The following is a 20,488-nucleotide window of genomic DNA, read 5'->3' as shown; positions in this document are numbered from 1 at the left end:
ACGCTGCGGGACGAGCGCCGACAGTGACGCTGCCGATCTCCCCCCTTGAGGGGGAGATGCCCGGCAGGGCAGAGGGGGGCGCCTCGCACTACAATTCGCTCGCTTTGGAGTGCGTCGGATGAGGGAAGCAACGTCCGGAACAATAACCGACGGCAAATCAGCCGCGTTCCATCCCACCGCCGCCGAAGAGCCCATGGAAGGTCTGCCGCCGGGCTTCGGCGAAGGCATCGCCGGCAAGGCGGCCTTCCTCATTGCCATCGCCTTTTCCGTCTTCCAGATCTACATCGCCGCCTATGGCAGCATTCCGAGCCAGGTGGTGCGCGCCATGCATGTCGGCTTCCTGCTGCTGCTCGGCTTTGCCCTGATCGCCAATCTGCGCGCCAAAAGCCTGCCGGCCAAGGCGGTGTTCTGGGGGCTTGGCGTGCTCGGCTTCGGCACCGGTCTCTACAATTGGGTGTTTTACACCGACCTCATCCGCCGCTCCGGCTTCCTCACCACACCCGACCTGATCGTCGGCACGGTGCTGGTGGTGCTGGTCTTCGAGGCGGCGCGGCGGCTGATGGGGCTGCCGCTGGCGGTCATCGCCTTCATCTTCCTCGCCTATTGCTTCGTCGGCAATCATTTGCCGGCGCCCTTCATCCATCGCGGCTATGATTTCGCCCAGCTCGTCGACACCTTCGCCTTCGGCACCGAAGGCATCTACGGCACACCGATCTATGTCTCGGCCGCCTATATCTTTATCTTCGTCGTCTTCGCCGCCTTTCTCGAACGCGCCGGCATGATCGCGCTGTTCAACGACTTCGCCCTGGGTCTTGTCGGTTCGTGGCGCGGCGGCCCGGCGCAGGTCTGCGTACTCTCTTCGGCGCTGATGGGCACCATTTCCGGGTCCGGCGTCGCCAATGTGGTGGCCAGCGGCCAGTTCACCATCCCGCTGATGAAGCGCTTCGGCTTCCGCTCGGCCTTCGCCGGCGCCGTCGAGGCGACCTCCTCGATGGGCGGCCAGATCATGCCGCCGGTGATGGGTGCCGTCGCCTTCATCATGGCCGAGACGCTGAACATTCCTTATGCCGAAGTGGTCAAGGCGGCGATCATCCCGGCGCTGCTTTATTTCGGCGCCTGTTTCTGGCAGGTGCATCTGGAAGCCGGCAAGGCCGGCCTGCACGGCATGGCCAAGGCGGACCTGCCCAATCCATGGGACGCGGTGAGAAAACACTGGCCGCTGGTGCTGCCGCTGGCGGCACTGATCTACCTCCTGTTCGCCGGCTACACGCCGATCTTCGCCGGCACCATGGGCCTGGCGTTGACCATCGTGCTCATCCTCGGCACGCCGCTGGCGGCGCTGATCGGGCCGTTTGCGTTCCGTGTCGTCTTCTGGCTGGCGCTCGGGCTTGCCGCCGCTTCGTTCATGAGGTTCGGTGTCAATATCCTCGTACTGGTGATCGTTGCGCTCATTGCCGCCTGCTTCACTTTCAAGGGCGGGCGCGAGACGCTGCGGATCTGTATCGACTCGCTTGCCGAGGGCGCGAAGAACGCGCTGCCGGTCGGCATCGCCTGCGCCATCGTCGGCATCGTCATCGGCACACTGACGCTCACCGGCATTGCGTCGACCTTCATCGGCTGGATCATCTCGATCGGCGAGAACAACCTGTTCCTGTCGCTGGTGCTGACCATGCTCACCTGCCTGGTGCTCGGCATGGGCATCCCGACCATTCCCAATTATATCATCACCTCGTCGCTGGCCGGGCCGGCCCTTTTGTCGCTCGGCGTGCCGCTGGTGGTCAGCCACATGTTCGTCTTCTATTTCGGCATCATGGCCGACCTTACCCCGCCGGTGGCGCTGGCCGCCTTTGCCGCGGCACCCATGGCAAAGGAGAGCGGCCTCAAGATCGGCATCCAGGCGACCAAGCTCGCCATCGCCGGCTTCGTCGTGCCGTTCATGGCGGTCTACACCCCGGCGCTGATGCTGCAGGACGCCGGACCGATCGCCGCTCAGTTCGGCTATCCCGTCGAGGTCGCCTATATCGTCGTCAAGGCCTGCATGGGCATCGTGCTCTGGGGCGCCGCAGCTGTCGGCTTCCTCGTCGTGCGCATGGCCTTGTGGGAACGCCTCGTCGCCTTCGCCGCCGGCGTGCTGTTTGTCGCGGCACTGCCGCTCACCGACGAGGCCGGCTGGGCGCTCGCTCTCATATGGATCGGCTGGCATTATTGGCGCGCGCGGCCTGTCGCCGGTACGGCATGAGCCTGTGCATCCTGGCCGCCGGCAAGACGGTGACGCTTTCTGTCACAGCCTTCACGCTGTCCTGGACGCATTCGGTGGAAAAGACCAGCTGGCAGGAAGACTGGAAGGTGTTGCCGTCGGGCCTGCAGGTCATAGAAGCCCGCATCAAGGGTTCGGGCGCCGGCATGGAGCCGCCGGAAGGCGCGGTGCTGAAAGGCGGCTGGTGGGCCTATGTGCCCAGGGTCGGCGTCCAGCGCCGTGTTGTGCTCGCCGCCTCCGGCGCAACCGGCGGCGGTTGGATGCTGTGCACGGTTCAGGGCTGCCGCGAGCTGGGCAAGGCCGCCGGCGACACGATCGTGCTGGAGCCCTGCGCTTCAGACGATTCGAGCCAGTCTCGTTAGCGGACAATCGTCAGCCAATCAGCCGCCCTCTCAGCTCGGCCGAAGGAATCTCGCAGCTGTCCTTCCTGCCGAACAGGGCATAGCGGTTCTTTGCGATGCGATCGTAGAGCCAGTCGCGCAGCGGCCGCGGCAGGATGAGCAGCATTCTCGCCGCCCGCCACGGCCAGCCCAGTTCGGCCATGACGGCGACGAAACTCTCCAGCCGGGTGAAGGCGGCGCCACCGATAAGGACCAGATTGGTCTCGTAGCTGTCGGTCGGCAGGCCATGTTTGCGGAACAGCGCTTCGCCAAACGGCGACTGCGCCGTGGCGAAGCGGAAGCGGCTCTTGCGGTCGAGCCGGATCACCACTTGCACGAAGCCCGAGCAGAACACGCAGACGCCGTCGAAAACGATCAGCGGCGGGTTTGCCCCTGGGGATGGTGGTTGGCAAGGATGGGTCGGTTCGGGCAGGTCGGTCATGTTGGCCCCAGCTGCTAGTGTCTCACGACACTAAGCCAGCCGACGGCTGCATCAAAGTCCTGGCGTTGTCGCACGCCGTCTGTCGGCCAGCGCGGGGCGCTCGACGCGGTAGGTGGTTGCGCGATGGTTTGCGGCCGGCCTGCAGATCCGGCTGTCATGACGGCTTTCGAAGGTCATGGTCAATGCGCGCTAAATGCCGAGCGAGCTGCCGCGACGGGCGCAAGCCGGGCCTGGGCCGCGCATGTAATAGCGCTCCGGCCGGTAGGTCGGCGCGACGAATTCGCGGATGGCGGCGGCATAGCCGATAAGGTGCGTCAAGAAGTTCATTTTACCTGTCCCTGTCCCTATTTCGGATGTCCCTTCCGAATTGCGGGCATCATAGCGTCGAGGCGTGAATAGTCGGTGAACGTGATGTTAATTTTTGGTCCGAAACGCCCTGGTTCGTGGCTGGAATGCGGCTGATTCGGGGTCTTTCCATGCTGTTTGTCGACATTCCGCCCACTGTGACTTTTGCATCACATATGTTTCGTTTGGATGTCGCTCAGGCGCGGTTCTGTTTCAACTTCGGCCGGCGTCGCGAAATTTCCGTGCGCGCGGTCCAAAAGCATCCGGTCTCGCCGCGCGTGCGTCGCCGGAACCGGAATGGGCTCTGTCCGTTCTCGGTTGAACCCACATCGCTGAGGGAGTTCGTCATGGCGCCGCGCCCGGCCTGGAAAGGCTATCTGAAACTTTCACTGGTGACCTGCGCCATCGAACTGACCAATGTCGTCACCCAAGCCGAAAAGGTGTCCTTCCGCATCCTCAATCGCAAGACCGGCAATACGGTGAAACGCATCTATGTCGATGCCGAGACCGGCAAGCCGCTGGAAGAGGGCGACGAGATCAAGGGCTACGAGGTCGAGGATGGCGCGTTCGTCCATGTCGAGGAGGACGAGATCGAGGCGGTGCAGATCGAATCCTCTCATACGATGAACCTCGATGGGTTCGTCGAAAAAACCTCGATCCAGCAGATCTATCTCGACACGCCCTATTATGTGTCGCCGGCCGACAAGGTGTCGGAGGAAGCCTTCGCCGTCATCCGCGACGCCATGGTTGCCAAGAAGATGGCGGGGCTGGCCCGCATCGTGCTCTACAGCCGGGAACGGCCGGTGGTCGTCGAGCCGCTGGGCAAGGGCATGGTGCTGACCACGCTGCGCTACGACAACACGGTGCGCCAGCCGGACAGCGTCTTCGACGACATCAAGGCGACGAAGACCGACGATGAGATGATCGATCTGGCCGAGCACATCATTGACAAGAAGAAAGCCAGGTTCGACCCTTCCAAATTCGACGACAAATACGAGGATGCGCTGCTCGAACTGATCCGCGCCAAGAAGGCCGGCAAGAAGGCGCCAAAAGCCAAGGCAGCGCCGAAGCCGTCAAACGTGGTCAATCTGTTCGATGCGCTGAAGAAGAGCCTGTCGTCGGGCGAGCAGGCAAAGCCGCCGGCAAAGGCCAGATCGCAGGCGAAGCGGGCCAAGCCGAAAACCGCCGCAGCCCGGCGCAAGTCGGCGTAGGATTTCGGCATGGCCGGCCTCGAACAATATCACGCCAAGCGCGATTTCAGGAAAACGGCGGAACCGGCCGGCAAGGTCTCACGCGGCGGCAAAGGCAAGGCGGGCGGCATCTTCGTTATCCAAAAGCATGCCGCCACGAGGCTGCACTACGACCTTCGCCTCGAACATGACGGCGTGCTGTGGAGCTGGGCGGTAACGCGTGGCCCGAGCCTCGACCCACATGAGAAGCGGCTTGCCGTGCATGTCGAGGACCACCCGATCGACTATGCGCCCTTCGAGGGCACCATTCCCAAGGGCGAATATGGCGGTGGCACCGTCATCGTCTGGGACGAGGGCACCTGGACGCCGGAGAGCGACCCGGCCAAGGCGATGAAGAAAGGCCATATCAGCTTCGAACTCAAGGGCCACAAACTGCATGGCGTCTGGCATCTGGTGCGGCTGAAGCCGCGTTCCGGCGAAAAGCGCGACAACTGGCTGCTGATCAAATCCGACGATGCCGCGGCCCGCCCCGGTGAGGACATCCTTGAAGAGGCGCCGCAATCGGCGAAGTCGGGCCTGACGATCGAAGAGGTCGCGGAAGGCAAGACCGCCGACGGCAGGAAGCCGAAGGTCTGGCATTCAAACAAACCGGCGGCCGGTAAGAAGGCCAAGGCAGCGAAGCGGCTCGACTTCATCGAACCATGCCTTGCGACGCTGGAGAGGGATGCCCCTGCCGGCGAGGAATGGCTGCACGAGGTGAAGTTCGACGGCTATCGCATGCAGGCGCAGCTTGCCGGCACCGAAGTGCGGCTGCTGACCCGCACCGGTCTCGACTGGACCGGGAAATTCGGCGGCGAGATCGTCGCGGAACTCGGGCGTCTGAAATGCACCGACGCCATCATCGACGGCGAGATCGTCGTGCTCGCCGACAGCGGTGTTTCTTCCTTCGCGCTGCTGCAGGCGGATCTGTCGACGCGCCGCACCAACCGTTTTCTCTACTACGTCTTCGACCTGATGCGGCTTGACGGCGAGGACCTGCGCGCCGAGCCGCTGGTCGAGCGCAAGCAGGCCTTGCAGGAATTGCTCGGCAAGCAGCCGGACAATCCGGCGGTCCGCTTCAGCGATCATTTCGCCGAGCCCGGCAAGGTCATGTTGCAGCATGCGTGCCGCATGGGACTGGAGGGCATCGTCTCCAAGCGCGCCGACGCGCCCTATCGCAGCGGTCGTGGTCTCACCTGGGTGAAGTCGAAATGCACGTCGCGCCAGGAATTCGTCATCGGCGGCTATCTGCCGTCGGACAAGACCGGACGTGGCCTGCGCTCGCTGCTGGTCGGTTATCACGAGCGTGGCAAGCTGCACTATGCCGGCCGGGTCGGCACCGGCTTTTCGGTCAAAACCGCTGCGGATCTGAAGAAAAGGCTCGATGCGCTGAAGGCGACGGCCTCACCCTTCGCTGCCGCCGTGCCGAAGGGCAAGGGACTGGCCTGGGTGAAGCCGGAGCTGGTCGGCGAAGTGGAATTCCGCAGCTGGACCTCGGACCGTATAATACGTCATGCCTCGTTCCAGGGATTGCGCGAGGACAAGCCGGCGGAGGAAGTCGTGCAGGAAAAGCCGAAAGCATCGACAGGCAAGGCAGCGACCAAAGACAAGGCAGAGAAGGCGAAGCCCGCCGCCGCGAAATCCACGGGGGCGGTGAAAACCACAGTCAAGCTCTCCCATCCGGACAAGCTTTTGTGGCCGGAGGAAAAAATATCGAAGCAGGGTCTGCTCGATCACTACGCCCTGGTCTGGCCGCGCATGGAAAAATTCATCGTCAACCGGCCGCTCAGCCTGGTGCGGGCGCCGGACGGCATTGGCGGCCCGCGCTTCTTCCAGAAGCATGCATCGGCCGGCATGCATGACAAGATCGCCAGGATGAAGGATCCGACGGATGGCGAGGAGATATTGTTCATCGGGGATTTCGACGGCGTCGCTGCCCTGGTCCAGTATGGCGTGGTCGAGATCCACATCTGGGGCTGCACTGTCGACGAGCTGGAGAAGCCCGACCAGATCGTCTTCGACCTCGATCCGGACGAAGGCGTCGACGTCAAGGCGGTGCGCGCGGCGGCGCTCGACATTCACGGCCAGCTCGACGGGCTGTCGCTGCCGAATTTCGTCAAGACATCGGGCGGCAAGGGCTACCATGTCGTCGTGCCGCTGAAACCATCGGCGGATTGGGACGCGGTGAAGACCTTCGCCCATGATTTCGCCCGCGCGCTGGAGCAGGCGGCACCCGAGCGCTACACGGCGACGCTGTCGAAGAAGGCGCGCACGGGAAAGATCTTCGTCGACTATCTGCGCAACGGCCGCGGCTCGACAACGGTCGCGCCCTATTCGTCGCGAGCCAAGAAGGGGGCGACGGTATCGATGCCGGTGACCTGGCCGGAAATCGAGGCCGGGCTGGCGCCAAATGCTTTTCCGATCGGTGACAAGACGACGCTGAAGCGGCTAGCCGAGGCCGATCCGTGGGAAGATTTCTTCAAGATGGGCAAGGTGCTGAAGCGGGGGTGATTCACAAAGACGGAGTGAAGACCTTCGGATGCGGCGTTGGCCGAATGGCAGACGTAGCGATCCTTCCCACCCCCCTCTGGCCTGCCGACATCGCCAGATCAGCGCCCGGCAAACTACGCCAGAAACACCTTCTCGAACGCCTGCCTGCCCGCCGGCGAAAACACCACCGCGCGGCTGTCCTTCTCGCGCCTTGCCCATTTTTCGGCGAGGATCTTGTCCAGGATGGCTGCGCCCAGCGTGCCGGCCAGATGCGAGCGCCGCACGCTCCAGTCGAGGCAGGCTCGGCACACCGGCCGCCGCGGCCTGGCATCGACAGAAATGCCGATCGCGGCGAAATGTGACGCGGCCGCCGGCGCAAGCCTGATCTCCTTGTCCTCGCGCAAGAGCAGCTTTTTGTCGATGAGACGGTCCAGCATCGCCACCGCCTGTTCGCCGGCGAGGTGATCGTAGCACACCCGCGCCACGCGCATGGCCGCGTCCCGCGGTCCCGGCCGCACACGTTGCGGTCCGACGGAAGCGGCAACACCGGTGATGGCTTCGATCATGCCAGCCACCTGCGGCCCGGCGAGGCCGTAATAACGATGCCGCCCCTGGCTCGCCAGCGTCAGCAGCCCGCCCTCCATCAGTTTCGACAGATGCGAGCTTGCGGTCGGCAACGAAACGCCAGCTTCCAGCGCCAGTTCGCTCGCCGTCAGCGCCGTGCCGCCCATCAGTGCGGAGAGCATGTTTGCCCGCGCCGGATCGCCGACCAGGCTGGCGATGCGGGCTATGTCGGGTCCTTCACGCATAGTTCGTTCCTCATCGAAGCATTCTCGTCAGATAACCATTATTCTCCGGGCAGATCAAGGAGACGACGATGACCGCAACAACCGCTTCGCCCCCTGCATCCGTCAACCCTGTCGCTCGCCTGCCGTTCCCGTTCCTGCGCCGGTTGCGCTTGCGGCTCGCGGCGCGCTGGTACGATCGCCATCTGCAGCGCCTCGACCTCGCCGGGATCGACGAACACCTTCTGCGCGACCTCGGCCTGACACGAGAGGACGTGCGCCGCGAATGCGCGAAGTCCTTCTGGCAAACGTAACCGGCAAAGAGGTTGCCTAGCACAGCGACCCCCGGAACGTTTCGACCCCGATCGAACTGTCAATGCACACAACATCCACCGTCAAGGGAGACGAAAATGACCATCACATGCTTCATCCGCTACGAGATCGACCCGTTCGGCAAGGCGGCGTTCGAGGAATATGCCCGCAACTGGGGCCAGGTCATCCCGCGCTGCGGCGCCGACCTGATCGGTTATTTCGCGCCGCATGAAGGCTCGGCCACCACCGCTTATGCCGCCTACAATATCGACAGCCTCGCGGCTTACGAAGCCTATCGCGCCCGGCTGGCTGCCGATCCCGCCGGCAAGGCGAACTACGAATTCGCCCGGCGTGAGAAATTCATCCTGAAGGAGGATCGCATGTTCCTGAAGCTGGCTTCCGGGCCGCATGCGCCGAGGCATGATCCCCAGAAGTTGCAGACTTTTCAGACCGAGATCATGCCTGAAGGAAAGATCAAGCCGTGATCGCCGTCATCTTCGAGGTCGAGCCGGCGGCGGGCCGGCGGGATGCCTATCTCGGCTTCGCCGCCGAACTGCGGCCGTTGCTCGACGGCATCGACGGCTTCATCTCGATCGAGCGTTTCCAGAGCCTTGTCGACCCGGACAAGATCCTGTCGCTGTCGTTCTGGCGCGACGAGGAGGCGGTGAAAGCCGGGCGCGACACCGAGGAGCACCGGCAGGCGCAGAAGGCCGGCCGCGGCGGTATCGTTGCCGGCTACCGTTTGCGCATTGCCCATGTCCTGCGCGACTACGGCCTGACCGAGCGCGCCGAAGCGCCGGCGGATAGCCGGGCGTTGCATGGGTAGGGCTCGCTACGCATTGCCGATCAGCACTCCTGCCGCGAACACCAATGCGCCGCCCAGCACCACCTGGAAGGCGGCGCGCAGGAACGGCGTCTGCATGTAGCGGTTCTGCACGAAGGCGATGGCCCACAGTTCGAAGAACACCACCACCGCGGCGACAGCCGTCGCCGTCCAGAATTGCGGTATGAGATAGGGCAGCGCGTGGCCCAGTCCGCCCAAGGTCGTCATGATGCCGACGGTCAGCCCGCGCTTCACCGGCGAGCCGCGGCCCGACAATTTGCCGTCGTCGGAAGCGACTTCGGTGAAACCCATCGAGATGCCGGCGCCGATCGAGGCGGCAAGCCCGACCAGAAGCGTCTGCCATGTATCATGCGTGGCAAACGCGGCGGCAAAGATCGGCGCCAGCGTCGACACCGACCCGTCCATCAGCCCGGCCAGTCCCGGCTGCACATAGGTCAGGATGAACTGGCGCTGCTCGGCGCTCGCCTCCTCGTCCTTGACCTCGCCCGGCACATGTTTCTGCTCCAGCTGATGGGCCGAACTCTCATGGCCCTGTTCGGCGGCCGCCAGATCGTCGAGCAGCTTTCTGGTCGAGGCATCGCTGGTGCGTTTGGCCGCCTCGACATAGAACAGATAGGCCTGCCGCTCCATCGCCTCGGCCTGCCGGCGCACGGCTGCGATGCCGAGCGGCCTCACCAGCCAGTCGGGCTTGCGTTCGTAATAGCCCTTCACATGCTCGCGCCGGATCAAGGGGATGCGCTCGCCGAAACGCTTGCGATAGAGCTCGATCAGCGCATCGCGATGGCCGTCCTCTTCCTCCGCCATCGCCTCGAACACCTTCGCCGATTGCGGAAAGCTCTCCGCCAGCCCGTCGGCATAGGCACGGTAGATGCGACCGTCATCCTCCTCGGACGAAATGGCGAGCGCCAGGATCTCCTGTTCCGACAGCGATTCGAAGGGTCGGCGGCCAAAGCCGAAAACACGGGAAAGCATGAGAAAGTCACCCTAGTTTAGAATAATTCTAAACTAAGGTTTGGTGCGCGGTTGGTCAATCACACACTTCGCCGGAACGTTCAAAATTATTGACTCCGGGAATCCTCAACGCGCCCTTCATTATTGGCGAATGTCCGCCTATATAGCTAAACCTAAGCCAAGAGAGATCCCAAACAAAGAGAAAGGAATCCGCAGATGCCGGCAAAACAGCACCCACATGCATTCGACCCGAAACCCGTTCTCGACCTCATCGCCAGCATCGAGGCCGACCTGCAGCGGCTGAAGGGTCTGGTCGAACAGCAGGTGGAAAAATTCGACCCCGCCAATCCGCACAACAAGGCCCCCGACGGCAAGCTGACCGAGGAGGGCGCCGAATGCTGCTACCGCATGTTCGACGAAGGCAAGTCGCGCTATTCGGTCGCCCAGCAGATGAAGATTTCCTTCGCCGCCGCCACCCATCGCTTCAACACCTGGCGCAAGCTCGGTGGTAACAAGCGGCAGAAGACGTTGCTGGGGTGAGCGGCCGGCCGCAGGCCACCTTCCGAGCCCTGCGGTGGTGTAGAACCTACGAGATGCCGGCGGGACAGCGCCCCCCTCTGTCCTCCCGGACATCTCCCCCTCGAGGGGGGAGATTAGCAGCATCGCCGTCCCGCCTCGCTTTCGGCGTTGGAGATTGACGAGAGCGAAGATGACAGCCGATCTCCCCCCTTGAGGGGGAGATGCCCGGCAGGGCAGAGGGGGGCGTGACGGCCGGGGCGGTGGCGACACTTGCATCTCGTCTTTAACCGCCAAACATTGTAACCGACACATTTTTTCTGTGGTGCACTGCCTCGCTTTCCGTGCACCATGCGGCGTTCCCATTTCCGCAGGACCTCGCCATGACCACCACAGCCACCCTCCCCGGCATCGCTGACATCCGCGCCGCCGCGGCGCGCCTCTCCGGCCTGATCGTCGAAACGCCGCTGATCGAATCGCCTGACATCAACAAGCGCTTTGGCGGCCGCATCCTGTTCAAGCCGGAGACATTGCAGCGCACCGGCTCGTTCAAGTTCCGCGGCGCCTACAACAAGCTGTCCTTGCTTACGGCCGAGGAACGCAGCCGCGGAGTCGTCGCCTTCTCCTCGGGCAACCATGCGCAAGGCGTCGCCGCCTCGGCTCAGATGTTCGGCGTCAAAGCGGTGATCGCCATGCCGGCCGACGCGCCGGCGATGAAAATCGGCAATGTCCGCAAGATGGGGGCGGAGGTGGTCTCATTCGACCGTTTCCGCGAGGATCGCGCGGCCGTCGTCCGCCCTTACGTGGAAAAAGGCATGGTCCTGGTGCCGCCCTACGACGATCCGGCCATCATCGCCGGCCAGGGCACGATCGGTCTTGAGCTGATGCGCCAGGCAAAAGCGCTGGGCGTCAGCCTCGACGCGGTCGTCATCCCCTGTGGTGGCGGCGGCTTGAGCAGCGGCATTTCGATCGCCGTCAAGGATGCCTCGCCGGGCACCTCGGTCTGGGCTGTGGAACCCGAGCATTTCGACGACACCAGCCGCTCGCTGGCCAGGGGCGCCAGGGTCGCGAACGAGCCCGGCCACGCTTCGATCTGCGATGCCCTGCTCGTCGCCGAACCGGGCGCGATCACCTTCGAGATCAACCGCAGGAACCTTGCCGGCGGCATCGCCGTCTCCGACGACGCGACGCGACAGGCCATGCGCGACGCCATGGCCCATCTCAAGCTGGTGGTCGAGCCCGGCGGCTGCGTTGGCCTGGCAGCACTTGCTTCGGGCAAGATCGAGCTGACAGGCAAATGCGTCGCCGTGGTGCTGTCAGGCGGCAATGTCGATTTCGCTGCCTATGCGGAAATCATGGCTGCTGCGTAATCAATCCAGCGTCCGCCTGAACCGCACCAGCGCCACGCCGGCAAACAGCGCCACGAACACCACCAGCCAGCCGATCTCGGTGGCTACCGCCGGCAGTTCGGCGCCCTTCAGCATCACCGCCCGGATGATGCGCAGGAAATGCGTCAGCGGCAGGATCTCGCCGAACCATTGCGCCCAGCCCGGCATGCCGCGATAGGGGAACATGAAGCCGGACAGCAGGATCGACGGCAGGAAGAAGAAGAAGGTGAGCTGCAGCGCCTGCATCTGCGTGCGGGCGATCGTCGAGATCGTGTAGCCGAGCAGCACCAGCGCCAGCACGAAGATGAAGACTGCGCTCAAGAGCAGCGACATCGACCCGATGAAGGGAATGCCGAACAACAGTTTCGCCGCCGCCAGCACCACCACCACCTGGACGGCGCCGACCGCGAGGTAGGGCAGCACCTTGCCCAGCATGATTTCCAGCGGGCTGGACGGCATCGCCAACAGGTTCTCCATCGTGCCGCGCTCGGTCTCGCGGGTCAGCGCGATCGAGGTCATCATCACCATGGTCATCTGCAGGATGACGCCGAGCAGGCCTGGCACGATGTTGTATTGCGAGATGCCTTCCGGATTATAGCGCCGGTGCACCACCACTTCGAGCTGGCCCCGGGCAGTCTCGGCCGCCGCCTCCTGCATGCCGCGCGCCCGAAGCAGCGCCTGGTTGGCGACGGTGCCCAGCGTCGAGATGGCGCCGCTGGCGACGGCCGGGTCGGTGGCATCGGCCTCGATCAGGATCTGCGGACCGTCGCCGCGCTCGACGCGGCGGGCAAAATCGGCGGGAATGGTGACGACGAAGGCGACATCGCCGCGCGCCATCAGGAACTCGGCCTCCTCGGCACTTTGCGCGACATGGTCGAAGCGGTAGTAGCCGGTGGTCTGCAGCGCCGAAACCATGGCGCGCGTGTACGGGTCGCTGCTCATCGCCACCAGCGCCGCCGGCAGGCTCTTCGGATCGTTGTTGATGGCATAGCCGAACAGCACCAACTGCATCAGCGGCACGCCCAGCATCATGGCGAAGGTGATGCGGTCACGCCGCATCTGGATGAACTCCTTGATCAGCAGCGCGCTAAGCCGGGCGAAGGAGAACAGGTCATTCATCCCTTGTTGTCCTTGGCCATATTGTCCTTCGAGCCGGACATGAACTGGATGAATACATCCTCCAGGCTGGTCTCTCCTGGGCTCACCGTCACGCCCTTGTGCTCCTTCTCGACATCGGCGAGGGCTGCTTCGAGCTTCTTCCTGTCGGAGCCCACGACATGCAGCGTCGCGCCGAACGGCGCCACTTGGTCGACCCCGGGGCGGCCGCTGAGCGCGTCGGCGACCTGATCGAGCTTTGGGCCCTGCAGGACGAAAGTGGTCAGCCCGGCGTTCCTCACCACCTCCTCGACCGTGCCGGTTGCCAGCATCTTGCCGTAGGAAATGTAGCTGATGCGGTGGCAGCGCTCGGCCTCATCCATGTAATGGGTCGAGACCAGCACGGTCAGCCCGCCGCTGGCCAGCCGATGGATCTCGTCCCAGAATTCGCGCCGCGCTTTCGGATCGACGCCTGCCGTCGGCTCGTCGAGCAGGAGCAATTTCGGCTTGTGCATGATGCAGGCGGCCAGCGCCAGCCGCTGCTTCCAGCCGCCGGACAGCGTGCCCGCCAACTGGTTCCTGCGCGAGGTGAGGCCGAGTTCTTCCAGCGTCCTGGCGACATGCTCGCCGACCGGCTTCAGCCGGTAGAGCCGCGCCACGAATTCGAGGTTCTCGCCGATCGTCAGATCCTCGTAGAACGAGAATTTCTGCGTCATGTAGCCGACTTCGCGCTTGATGCTCAGACTGTCGGTGCGGATGTCGAAACCCAGCACCGTGCCCTCGCCCTCATCCGGCGTCAGCAGGCCGCACATGATGCGGATGGTGGTGGTCTTGCCCGAACCGTTCGGGCCGAGGAAGCCGACGATCTCGCCCTCGGTCACCGTCATCGTCACCTGGTCGACGACGGTCTTGTCGCCGAAGCGCTTGACCAGCCCATGGACGTCGATGACATTCATTTTCCGATGTCCGCAAGATCGACATCGACGATCTGCCCTGGCTGCAGCGGGCCGGCGTCGCCTTCCGGTCGCGCTTCGACCAGATAGACCAACTTCTGCCGGTTCTCGAGCGAGTAGATCACCGGCGGCGTGAATTCTGGGTCCGGCGACACGTAGCTGACCCGCGCCTTCACGTCCGGCCCGCAGCCGTCGCAATGGACGCCGAGCAGCGTGCCGACCTTCACCGACGAGAACGCGCTTTCCGGCACATAGACGCTGAGCTTCACCGCGCCGTCCGGCAGCATCGAAATGACCGGCGCCGTCGGACCGGCCGTGTCGCCCGGATTGCGGATCACGTCGTTGACGCGGCCGGGCGAGGGCGCCGCCAGCACGCGCTTCGACAGCCGCCACTTGGCCTGCTCCAGCGTCGATTGCGCTTGGCTGACCAGATTATCGGCGGCCTTGATCGTCTCCGGCCGCGCCGGCAGGCCGCCGACGGCGAGATTGGCCTCCGCCTGGCCGACCTGCGCATTGGCCGTCTCCAGCGTGGCGGAGGCGGTATCGAAATCGGCCTGCGTGCCGGTGCCGCGCTTGAACAGGTCGCTGGCGCGGCTGTACCGGCGCTTGGCGTCGGCGGCCTGCGCCTTGGCCATGTCGACCTGCGCTTTCAGCACCGCGATCTCTTCCGGCCGCTTGCCGACCTTGAGATCGGCGAGTTGCGCCTGCGCCTGGGCAAGGCCGGCTTCGGCCTGCGCTACGGCTATCTTGGCGTCGGCGCTTTCCAGCGTCACAACTGGCGTGCCCGGCGCGACGCGGTCGCCGCGCTTCACCGCAACCGTCTCGACCTGCGCCACCTCGATCGGCGCCAGCAGCACATAGTCGCCCTCGACATAGCCGACGGCGAGCGGTGCTGCCGGCGCGCAGGCGCTGAACAGCTGGGCGGCGAGCGGCAGGGAGCAGAGGAAACTCATGGTCTGGGATCCTTGCGGGCGGCCAGTATGGCGCCGAGGTTGCTTGTGACCACCGCCACCACCTTGGCGGCCTCGGCGTCGCCGATCTCGCGCCAGCCCATGCGGCGCATCACCGCCTCGCGGCCGATGCGGAAATAGACGACCTGGCCGATCAGCGTGAACACGGTGAGCCGGGTCGCCTCGCTTTCGGCCGCCTCGCCCGTCGCCTGTTCCCAGATCAGGCAGAGCCGGCGATGCGTCGGCTCGAACACGCCGTCATAGATGCGGTCGAGCGCCGCCGTCGGATGCGAAAGTTCGCGCAGCACGAATTGCACGATCTCGCCCGCTTCGGGCCTCGCCACGATGAAGGCCACCATCCGCTCCAGCGCGGCAAAGAGTTGTGCCCGTGCCGCTTCGGGGTCGCCCGCTTCGGAGTCGCTTGACGGCTGCGGAGCGCCGATCGCCTGGCCGGCGACGGTCTGGATGGTGTCGACGATATAGTCGGCCGCTGCCGCGCGAAGGCCTTCCTTGCCGCCGAAATGATAGGCGATCGAGCCGATATTGGCCCTGGCCTCCGCCGCGATCTCGCGCGTCGAGGTGCCGTCGAAGCCCTGCCGTCCGAACAGCTTCAGCGCCGCGCGGACAAGTGCCGCGCGCGTCATCTCGGCGGGAGAGGAGTCTCGGCGCGAGGCGTTCGGGACCTTGATCATGGTCAAAGTTTAATCAATCGATTGATCAAAGTCAAAGCCTTTTTGCATGCTTAGCCGGTTTGGCTGGCAAGGGTGCTCCTGGATCGAAGGCAACCCAAGATGGAATCTGTGGGCGGGGGAGCTTGAGACGGCTTGCCATGTCCGGCCGCGCGCGCTTTAGTGCGCGGTCATGGTCAAGGAAATCGAGCGCAAGTTCCTGGTCCCCGGCGTCGAGTGGCGGGATCTTGCCGAGGCGGATATTCGCATTCGCCAGTTCTACCTCGCCGCCGCGCCCGGCCGCACCGTGCGCGTGCGCATCAGCGACAATGCCTCGGCAAAGCTGACGCTCAAATTCGGCAGCAAGGCCCGCGAGCGTGACGAATTCGAATATCCGATCCCCTTGGCCGAGGCGGAGGAGTTGCTGGCCTTCGCCATCGGACGTGTCATCGAGAAGACACGCCACCATGTTAGGCATCGCGGCTATCTCTATGAAGTCGATGTCTTCGGCGGGATGCTTGGCGGTCTGGTGGTTGCCGAGCTCGAGACGCCGGAGGATGTGCCGGACGAGATGCTGCCGGACTGGCTCGGCCGCGAAGTCACCGGCGAGCAGGGGTTTTACAACGCGTCGCTCGCCCTTGGGGGGATTCCGGAGATCGCGGCATGAGCTTTCGCATTGATCCACGCCTGCCGCTGACCGGCGAGGTCAGGCGCATTCTTGTCGAGGAAATCGGCAAGGCGCTGATCCATCTTAACACGGCGCACGAAAGGCCGGAGCAGGCGCTGCACAAGTGCCGCAAGCGCCTCAAAAGCGTCCGCGCCTTGCTGCGTCTGGTCCGTTCCGGTGACGAAACATTCTGTCAGACCGAGAACCAGTGCTACCGCCAGGTATCGGCTCTGCTGGCAGGCCCGCGCGAGGCGACCGCGCTGGTCGAGACCATCGACCGGCTGGCGGCAAGCTTTCCCGAACATAGCGCCGGCGGCGGTCTCGATGACGTCCGCGACAGGCTTGTCGCCCGCCAGCAGGAATTGCATGGCGGCGCTGGCCTCGGCGCCGCCGTCGGTGCCGCGACTGCCGCTTGCCAGGAAGGCATCAACCGGGTCGAAAGCCTTGTCTTGCCCGACCAGCCGGAGCAGGCCGCCGATGTGCTTGCCGAGGGTGCCCGCGCCACCTTGCGACGCGCCAGAAAGGCGCTGGACAAGGCAGGCTCGCGCGGCGAAGCCGACGATTTCCACGATCTGCGCAAGGCGGCCAAGACCCACGGCATGCATCTGTCGCTGCTTGGCAGGCTGTGGCCGACGCCGATCAAGGCCCGGCGCAAGGCCGTCGACGCACTGGGTGAGCGACTGGGCGAACTGCACGATGTGTTCGTCATGCGGGCGCTTCTCGATGCCGACGACCAGCCGCTTGGCCCTCGCCAAGAAACGCGGCTCCTGGGCAAGCTCCTGAAACGCTCGGAAAAAAGCCTGAAAAAGACCTGTCTTGCCGAGGCGGCCGAGCTGTTCGGCGACAGCCCCAAGCGCTCGACAAGGAAACTTGCCCGCAAGGTGCGCGAAGACCTGGCCGCTGCGCCGCGGGAAGATACCAGTCCCGTGGCCGCCGGTTGAGAGGTGCTGCTGGCGCATGGCGGCCTGCCCATGCTAATCGCCATCCACCATGACCGAGCCCGGCGACACGCTTCTGGACCGACTTGGCCGCTGGCTTGCCGGCCGGCTGCAGGAGGAATCCTCCGGTTATGAGCCCTACACGCCGTCCGACGCCGAAACGCTGCGCCGGACGCTCGAGCCCGGCGACATACTGCTTATCGAGGGCAACCAGAAGATCTCGGCGGCAATCAAGTACCTGACACAGTCGACCTGGTCGCATGCCGCTTTCCATGTCGGCGATGCCTTGCCGGAACCGGCGGACGGATCGGAACGGCGCCGCCTGATCGAGGTCACGCTTGGCGAGGGCTGCATCGCCGTGCCGCTGTCGCGCTACCGCACCTACAACACCCGCATCTGCCGGGCGAACGGGCTTATACCCGAAGACCGCGACAAGGTCGTCGCCTTCATGATCGGCAAGCTCGGCCTCAAATACGATCTCAAGAACATCTTCGACATGCTGCGCTACTTCCTGCCGGCGCCGCCGGTGCCGGTGCGCTGGCGCCGCCGCATGCTGGCTTTCGGTTCCGGCGACCCGACGCGGGCCATCTGCTCCTCGCTGATCGCCGAGGCCTATGGCCAGATCCGCTACCCGATCCTGCCCGAGATCACCCGCGCACCCGGCCGCGCCTCGGCGCAGTCGACCTATATGCACAAGGAAATCCTGCACATCCGCCATCACTCGCTCTACACGCCGCGCGACTTCGACCTGTCGCCCTATTTCCGCATCGTCAAACCGACGCTGGAGTATGGCTTCGACTACCGCGAGATGGTCTGGGACGACACGGCGAAGGACTCCGAGGCGAAGGCCGCCGAGTGAGGCAAGGCCGCTCGATCGCCAGGCAGGTTACGCCGGCAGCGGCCGCCGCCCTTTGCCGTTTCGGGACGGGCATTCGCCCGGGCGCCTGCATCTCGCGGATGCGGTCCGATCGGCATGATCGCCGGAAACGGCGTCGCGCCAAAGGCAAACGTCCATTTATAGCCGGTGAGCCCGTCTTCCGGCGTCGTGTGCTGGTCGTGATGGGCAAGCAATTTGGCGCGTTCCGCCAGCTCCTCCGCCTCGCGCTTCACCATCTCCGACTTAAACCATCGGTCTGCAACTGGCTGGGTCTGGGGCCGGGTGAAACTGTTACATAATCCTCCGCAACTGCGCCCGCGCATCGCGGATCGAGGCGGCATAGGTCACCAGCGGGCGCTTGACGCCGTGGTTGATCAGCATGCGCCGCGTTTGCGGCGAAGCGCCTGATATGATGAAGCGCACGCCGGCGCGCCTCGCCTTGTGGGCGGCGCCTTCGACGACATTGGCCGCCGTCGAATCGAAGAACGGCACCGCCGAGCAGTCGAGGATGAAGTTCTTGCGCTGGTCGGCGATGCGGTCGAGCACGGTGCCGACGGTCGAGGCGGCGCCGAAGAAGAAGGCGCCCGAAATCCGGTAGACGACGGTGTCGGCATCGCTAGCCTCGCTGGAATCATAGGCGCTGGCGCGGTCGGCGACATCCTCCTGCACCAGTGATTGATCGGCCTCGACCGCGATCGACTTGGCCATGCGGTCGATGAACAGGATCGAGCCCAGCGCAAAGCCGACGATGATGCCTTCGGTGAGATCGCGGAAGATGACGATCAGGAAGGTCGCCATCAGCACCAGCGCGTCGCCACGCGAAGCTCTGAGCAGCGTGGCGAAAGCTTGCTTTTCGACCATGTTCCAGCACACCACCGCCAGTACGCCGGCAAGGGCGGCAAGCGGGATGTAGCTGGCGAGCGGCGCCGCCACCAGCATCAGGACAAGCAGGATGACCGAGTGGATCATGCCTGAGACCGGCCCATGCGCGCCGGCCCGCACATTGGTGGCCGTGCGGGCGATGGTGCCGGTGGCGCAGATGCCGCCGAACAGGGCCGATGCGATGTTGGCGAAGCCTTGCGCCACCAGTTCGCAATTGGAGCGGTGCCGCCGGCCCGTCATGCCGTCGGCGACCACGGCCGACAGCAGCGATTCGATCGCGCCGAGCAGCGCGAAGGCAATGGCGTCCGGCAGGACGTCGATCGCCTTGTCGAGGCTGAGCGCCGGAAAGGCCGGCATTTGCAGGCTGCGTGGAATGCCGCCATAGCGCGTGCCGATCGTCTCGGCCGGCAGGGAAAACAGCGCCACGACCAGCGATGCCAGCCCGATGGCGATCAGCATGGCGGGCCATTTCGGCCGCCACCGTTTTGTCAGGGCGATCGCAGCGATGGTCAATGCCGCGACGAAGGTTGCCGCCGGGTTGAGCGTGCCGGCCGCCTCACCGATCGCCACCAGCTTCGGCAGCAGCGGCCCGGGCTCCGGGCCCGCCAGCTTCAGTCCGAACAGTTCGACGATCTGGCCCGAAAAGATGATGATGGCGATGCCGGCGGTGAAGCCGACCGTCACCGGGTAGGGGATGAATTTGATATAGGTGCCGAGCCTGAGATAGCCGATGGCGAGCAGGAAGATGCCGGCCATCATCGTCGCCAGCAGCAGCCCGTCCATGCCGGCCCGCGCCACCGTCGCCGCCACCAGCACGATGAAGGCGCCGGCCGGCCCGCCGATCTGGAAGCGGCTGCCGCCGAGCGCCGAGACGATGAAGCCGCCGACGATGGCCGTGAACAGGCCGCGCTCCGGCGTCACGCCCGAAGCAATCGCGATCGCCATCGACAACGGCAGCGCCACGATGGCGACGGTCAGACCGGCCATGAAGTCGGCCTTGAAGTGCTCTGATGTGTAACCCTCGCGCAGCACCGTCACCAGCTTCGGCGTGAACAGTTCTGAAAATGTCGGCTTTGCCGGTCTTTGGGCCGGTTGATGATTTGCCTGCCGGATCTGGTCCATAGCGGCCTTCCGCTCCTGAAAAGCAGCGGGATCGTCGGCAGGACTGTCGGCGGTCGCCGTCGCGACTTTATGCCGGCTCAGCTTTCGGATTGGGCGGCATGGCTGGCTTGAGGCGCACGCCTCTGCCGCCGCGCTCGCTGGTCTGGTTCTCGCCGATCAGTTCCACCCCGGCCTCGTCGAGGGCCTGGATGACCTTCATCAATGTGTCGACCACGCCCCTGACGACGCCGTCGCTCGCTTCCATGCGCTGGATGGTTGGAAGCGAAACGCCTGCGCGCTCGGCGAGGGTCTTCTGATCGATGCCGGCCAGCGCCCTCGCGGCGCGCATCTGCGCGGCGGTAATCATCGGCCAGAACTCCCGTCTGAGTCTGCAATATGAGTGTATAATACCATCATC

Annotated in this window: 23 protein-coding genes; 12 read left to right on the top strand and 11 right to left on the bottom strand. The window is 64.6% G+C overall.

Annotation, left to right across the window (positions count from 1 at the left end; genetic code table 11):
• The first annotated feature begins 118 nt into the window (after positions 1–118).
• Together MESS4_RS03075 and MESS4_RS03070 are read left to right on the top strand one after the other, a co-directional pair.
• Positions 119–2,239, top strand: a complete 2,121-nt coding sequence (locus MESS4_RS03075; protein ID WP_006326406.1) for a TRAP transporter permease — start codon at positions 119–121, stop codon at positions 2,237–2,239.
• Positions 2,236–2,619 (top strand): DUF1850 domain-containing protein, encoded by a 384-nt coding sequence (locus MESS4_RS03070; protein ID WP_006326405.1) that lies wholly within the window; start codon positions 2,236–2,238, stop codon positions 2,617–2,619. The genes MESS4_RS03075 and MESS4_RS03070 overlap by 4 nt, the downstream gene beginning before the upstream one ends.
• A 10-nt stretch (positions 2,620–2,629) precedes the next feature.
• Here the strand turns inward: MESS4_RS03070 and MESS4_RS03065 are convergent, their stop codons facing one another.
• On the bottom strand, positions 2,630–3,079 hold the full coding sequence (locus MESS4_RS03065) for a DCC1-like thiol-disulfide oxidoreductase family protein (RefSeq protein WP_006326404.1): 450 nt from the start codon (positions 3,077–3,079) through the stop codon (positions 2,630–2,632).
• 189 nt (positions 3,080–3,268) lie between these two features.
• Positions 3,269–3,406: a hypothetical protein gene (locus MESS4_RS31555; protein ID WP_006326402.1), complete on the bottom strand. Its 138-nt coding sequence runs from the start codon at positions 3,404–3,406 to the stop codon at positions 3,269–3,271.
• 365 nt (positions 3,407–3,771) lie between these two features.
• On the opposite strand from MESS4_RS31555, the gene MESS4_RS03060 reads away from it, so the two are divergent.
• Both MESS4_RS03060 and ligD read left to right on the top strand, forming a co-directional pair.
• Positions 3,772–4,635 carry a Ku protein gene (locus MESS4_RS03060; RefSeq protein ID WP_006326399.1) on the top strand — a complete coding sequence of 288 codons (864 nt, stop codon included), beginning with the start codon at positions 3,772–3,774 and terminating at the stop codon, positions 4,633–4,635.
• 9 nt (positions 4,636–4,644) lie between these two features.
• Entirely contained in the window at positions 4,645–7,164 is a 2,520-nt protein-coding gene (gene ligD, locus MESS4_RS03055) for a DNA ligase D (protein ID WP_006326397.1), read from the top strand.
• 113 nt (positions 7,165–7,277) lie between these two features.
• Here the strand turns inward: ligD and MESS4_RS03050 are convergent, their stop codons facing one another.
• Positions 7,278–7,952 carry a winged helix-turn-helix domain-containing protein gene (locus tag MESS4_RS03050; protein WP_006326395.1) on the bottom strand — a complete coding sequence of 225 codons (675 nt, stop codon included), beginning with the start codon at positions 7,950–7,952 and terminating at the stop codon, positions 7,278–7,280.
• 68 nt (positions 7,953–8,020) lie between these two features.
• Between MESS4_RS03050 and MESS4_RS03045 the strand changes: the two genes are divergently transcribed.
• The 3 genes from MESS4_RS03045 to MESS4_RS03035 all read left to right on the top strand — a co-directional run bounded on the left by MESS4_RS03045 (position 8,021) and on the right by MESS4_RS03035 (position 9,066).
• Complete coding sequence (locus MESS4_RS03045; protein ID WP_006326393.1) at positions 8,021–8,242, top strand: DUF1127 domain-containing protein; 222 nt, start codon at positions 8,021–8,023, stop codon at positions 8,240–8,242.
• A gap of 96 nt (positions 8,243–8,338) precedes the next feature.
• Positions 8,339–8,725, top strand: a complete 387-nt coding sequence (locus MESS4_RS03040) for an NIPSNAP family protein (protein ID WP_006326390.1) — start codon at positions 8,339–8,341, stop codon at positions 8,723–8,725.
• A complete protein-coding gene (locus tag MESS4_RS03035; RefSeq protein WP_006326387.1) occupies positions 8,722–9,066 on the top strand; it encodes an antibiotic biosynthesis monooxygenase in 345 nt (114 codons plus the stop codon). The genes MESS4_RS03040 and MESS4_RS03035 overlap by 4 nt, the downstream gene beginning before the upstream one ends.
• A gap of 6 nt (positions 9,067–9,072) precedes the next feature.
• Here the strand turns inward: MESS4_RS03035 and mbfA are convergent, their stop codons facing one another.
• On the bottom strand, positions 9,073–10,056 hold the full coding sequence (gene mbfA, locus MESS4_RS03030) for an iron exporter MbfA (protein WP_006326377.1): 984 nt from the start codon (positions 10,054–10,056) through the stop codon (positions 9,073–9,075).
• Positions 10,057–10,251: 195 nt separating this feature from the next.
• Between mbfA and MESS4_RS03025 the strand changes: the two genes are divergently transcribed.
• Positions 10,252–10,575, top strand: coding sequence for a hypothetical protein (locus MESS4_RS03025; protein ID WP_006326373.1), 324 nt, complete (start codon positions 10,252–10,254; stop codon positions 10,573–10,575).
• Between the two features lie 359 nt (positions 10,576–10,934).
• Positions 10,935–11,921, top strand: a complete 987-nt coding sequence (locus MESS4_RS03020; protein WP_006326371.1) for a threonine/serine dehydratase — start codon at positions 10,935–10,937, stop codon at positions 11,919–11,921.
• Here the strand turns inward: MESS4_RS03020 and MESS4_RS03015 are convergent, their stop codons facing one another.
• From MESS4_RS03015 to MESS4_RS03000, 4 genes are read right to left on the bottom strand one after another with little or no spacing between them, the layout of a single operon-like run.
• Positions 11,922–13,058 (bottom strand): ABC transporter permease, encoded by a 1,137-nt coding sequence (locus MESS4_RS03015; RefSeq protein ID WP_006326370.1) that lies wholly within the window; start codon positions 13,056–13,058, stop codon positions 11,922–11,924.
• Entirely contained in the window at positions 13,055–13,990 is a 936-nt protein-coding gene (locus MESS4_RS03010; protein ID WP_006326368.1) for an ABC transporter ATP-binding protein, read from the bottom strand. The genes MESS4_RS03015 and MESS4_RS03010 overlap by 4 nt, the downstream gene beginning before the upstream one ends.
• The gene (locus tag MESS4_RS03005; protein ID WP_006326367.1) at positions 13,987–14,940 is read right to left on the bottom strand and encodes an HlyD family efflux transporter periplasmic adaptor subunit; all 954 of its coding nucleotides are present in this window, start codon (positions 14,938–14,940) and stop codon (positions 13,987–13,989) included. The genes MESS4_RS03010 and MESS4_RS03005 overlap by 4 nt, the downstream gene beginning before the upstream one ends.
• Positions 14,937–15,629 carry a CerR family C-terminal domain-containing protein gene (locus MESS4_RS03000; protein ID WP_006326366.1) on the bottom strand — a complete coding sequence of 231 codons (693 nt, stop codon included), beginning with the start codon at positions 15,627–15,629 and terminating at the stop codon, positions 14,937–14,939. Before MESS4_RS03000 ends, MESS4_RS03005 begins: the two co-directional genes overlap by 4 nt.
• Positions 15,630–15,798: 169 nt before the next feature.
• On the opposite strand from MESS4_RS03000, the gene MESS4_RS02995 reads away from it, so the two are divergent.
• The 3 genes from MESS4_RS02995 to MESS4_RS02985 are packed head-to-tail and all read left to right on the top strand — an operon-like array spanning position 15,799 to position 18,069.
• A complete protein-coding gene (locus MESS4_RS02995) occupies positions 15,799–16,272 on the top strand; it encodes a CYTH domain-containing protein (RefSeq protein ID WP_006326362.1) in 474 nt (157 codons plus the stop codon).
• Positions 16,269–17,213, top strand: a complete 945-nt coding sequence (locus MESS4_RS02990) for a CHAD domain-containing protein (protein ID WP_006326360.1) — start codon at positions 16,269–16,271, stop codon at positions 17,211–17,213. Before MESS4_RS02995 ends, MESS4_RS02990 begins: the two co-directional genes overlap by 4 nt.
• 49 nt (positions 17,214–17,262) lie before the next feature.
• Positions 17,263–18,069: a Lipoprotein-like protein gene (locus MESS4_RS02985; protein WP_006326353.1), complete on the top strand. Its 807-nt coding sequence runs from the start codon at positions 17,263–17,265 to the stop codon at positions 18,067–18,069.
• Here MESS4_RS02985 and MESS4_RS02980 read toward each other — a convergent pair.
• From MESS4_RS02980 to MESS4_RS02970, 3 genes are all read right to left on the bottom strand, one after another.
• A complete protein-coding gene (locus MESS4_RS02980) occupies positions 18,009–18,320 on the bottom strand; it encodes a hypothetical protein (protein ID WP_244441044.1) in 312 nt (103 codons plus the stop codon). The two genes, MESS4_RS02985 and MESS4_RS02980, sit on opposite strands and share 61 nt — an antisense overlap.
• A 58-nt stretch (positions 18,321–18,378) precedes the next feature.
• Positions 18,379–20,091 (bottom strand): SulP family inorganic anion transporter, encoded by a 1,713-nt coding sequence (locus MESS4_RS02975; protein ID WP_006326351.1) that lies wholly within the window; start codon positions 20,089–20,091, stop codon positions 18,379–18,381.
• 67 nt (positions 20,092–20,158) lie between these two features.
• Positions 20,159–20,437, bottom strand: a complete 279-nt coding sequence (locus MESS4_RS02970; RefSeq protein WP_006326350.1) for a helix-turn-helix transcriptional regulator — start codon at positions 20,435–20,437, stop codon at positions 20,159–20,161.
• Between the last annotated feature and the right edge of the window lie 51 nt (positions 20,438–20,488).

Source organism: Mesorhizobium sp. STM 4661 (assembly GCF_000359125.1).
GTDB lineage: Bacteria > Pseudomonadota > Alphaproteobacteria > Rhizobiales > Rhizobiaceae > Mesorhizobium.
The sequence above is the reverse complement of the archived record's forward strand: the minus strand, read 5'-3'. Positions and strand labels throughout refer to the sequence as shown.

What these genes read in the sequence shown, in the direction of transcription:
- MESS4_RS03075 (WP_006326406.1), top strand. Translation starts at nt 119, where the DNA reads ATGAGGGAAGCAACGTCCGGAACAATAACCGACGGCAAATCAGCCGCG.
- MESS4_RS03005 (WP_006326367.1), bottom strand. Translation starts at nt 14,940, where the DNA reads ATGAGTTTCCTCTGCTCCCTGCCGCTCGCCGCCCAGCTGTTCAGCGCC.
- MESS4_RS03025 (WP_006326373.1), top strand. Translation starts at nt 10,252, where the DNA reads ATGCCGGCAAAACAGCACCCACATGCATTCGACCCGAAACCCGTTCTC.
- MESS4_RS03010 (WP_006326368.1), bottom strand. Translation starts at nt 13,990, where the DNA reads ATGAATGTCATCGACGTCCATGGGCTGGTCAAGCGCTTCGGCGACAAG.
- mbfA (WP_006326377.1), bottom strand. Translation starts at nt 10,056, where the DNA reads ATGCTTTCCCGTGTTTTCGGCTTTGGCCGCCGACCCTTCGAATCGCTG.
- MESS4_RS02975 (WP_006326351.1), bottom strand. Translation starts at nt 20,091, where the DNA reads ATGGACCAGATCCGGCAGGCAAATCATCAACCGGCCCAAAGACCGGCA.
- MESS4_RS31555 (WP_006326402.1), bottom strand. Translation starts at nt 3,406, where the DNA reads ATGAACTTCTTGACGCACCTTATCGGCTATGCCGCCGCCATCCGCGAA.
- MESS4_RS03000 (WP_006326366.1), bottom strand. Translation starts at nt 15,629, where the DNA reads ATGATCAAGGTCCCGAACGCCTCGCGCCGAGACTCCTCTCCCGCCGAG.
- MESS4_RS02990 (WP_006326360.1), top strand. Translation starts at nt 16,269, where the DNA reads ATGAGCTTTCGCATTGATCCACGCCTGCCGCTGACCGGCGAGGTCAGG.
- MESS4_RS03020 (WP_006326371.1), top strand. Translation starts at nt 10,935, where the DNA reads ATGACCACCACAGCCACCCTCCCCGGCATCGCTGACATCCGCGCCGCC.
- MESS4_RS03045 (WP_006326393.1), top strand. Translation starts at nt 8,021, where the DNA reads ATGACCGCAACAACCGCTTCGCCCCCTGCATCCGTCAACCCTGTCGCT.
- MESS4_RS03060 (WP_006326399.1), top strand. Translation starts at nt 3,772, where the DNA reads ATGGCGCCGCGCCCGGCCTGGAAAGGCTATCTGAAACTTTCACTGGTG.
- MESS4_RS03040 (WP_006326390.1), top strand. Translation starts at nt 8,339, where the DNA reads ATGACCATCACATGCTTCATCCGCTACGAGATCGACCCGTTCGGCAAG.
- MESS4_RS03070 (WP_006326405.1), top strand. Translation starts at nt 2,236, where the DNA reads ATGAGCCTGTGCATCCTGGCCGCCGGCAAGACGGTGACGCTTTCTGTC.
- MESS4_RS03015 (WP_006326370.1), bottom strand. Translation starts at nt 13,058, where the DNA reads ATGAATGACCTGTTCTCCTTCGCCCGGCTTAGCGCGCTGCTGATCAAG.
- MESS4_RS03050 (WP_006326395.1), bottom strand. Translation starts at nt 7,952, where the DNA reads ATGCGTGAAGGACCCGACATAGCCCGCATCGCCAGCCTGGTCGGCGAT.
- ligD (WP_006326397.1), top strand. Translation starts at nt 4,645, where the DNA reads ATGGCCGGCCTCGAACAATATCACGCCAAGCGCGATTTCAGGAAAACG.
- MESS4_RS02995 (WP_006326362.1), top strand. Translation starts at nt 15,799, where the DNA reads ATGGTCAAGGAAATCGAGCGCAAGTTCCTGGTCCCCGGCGTCGAGTGG.
- MESS4_RS02985 (WP_006326353.1), top strand. Translation starts at nt 17,263, where the DNA reads ATGACCGAGCCCGGCGACACGCTTCTGGACCGACTTGGCCGCTGGCTT.
- MESS4_RS02970 (WP_006326350.1), bottom strand. Translation starts at nt 20,437, where the DNA reads ATGATTACCGCCGCGCAGATGCGCGCCGCGAGGGCGCTGGCCGGCATC.
- MESS4_RS03065 (WP_006326404.1), bottom strand. Translation starts at nt 3,079, where the DNA reads ATGACCGACCTGCCCGAACCGACCCATCCTTGCCAACCACCATCCCCA.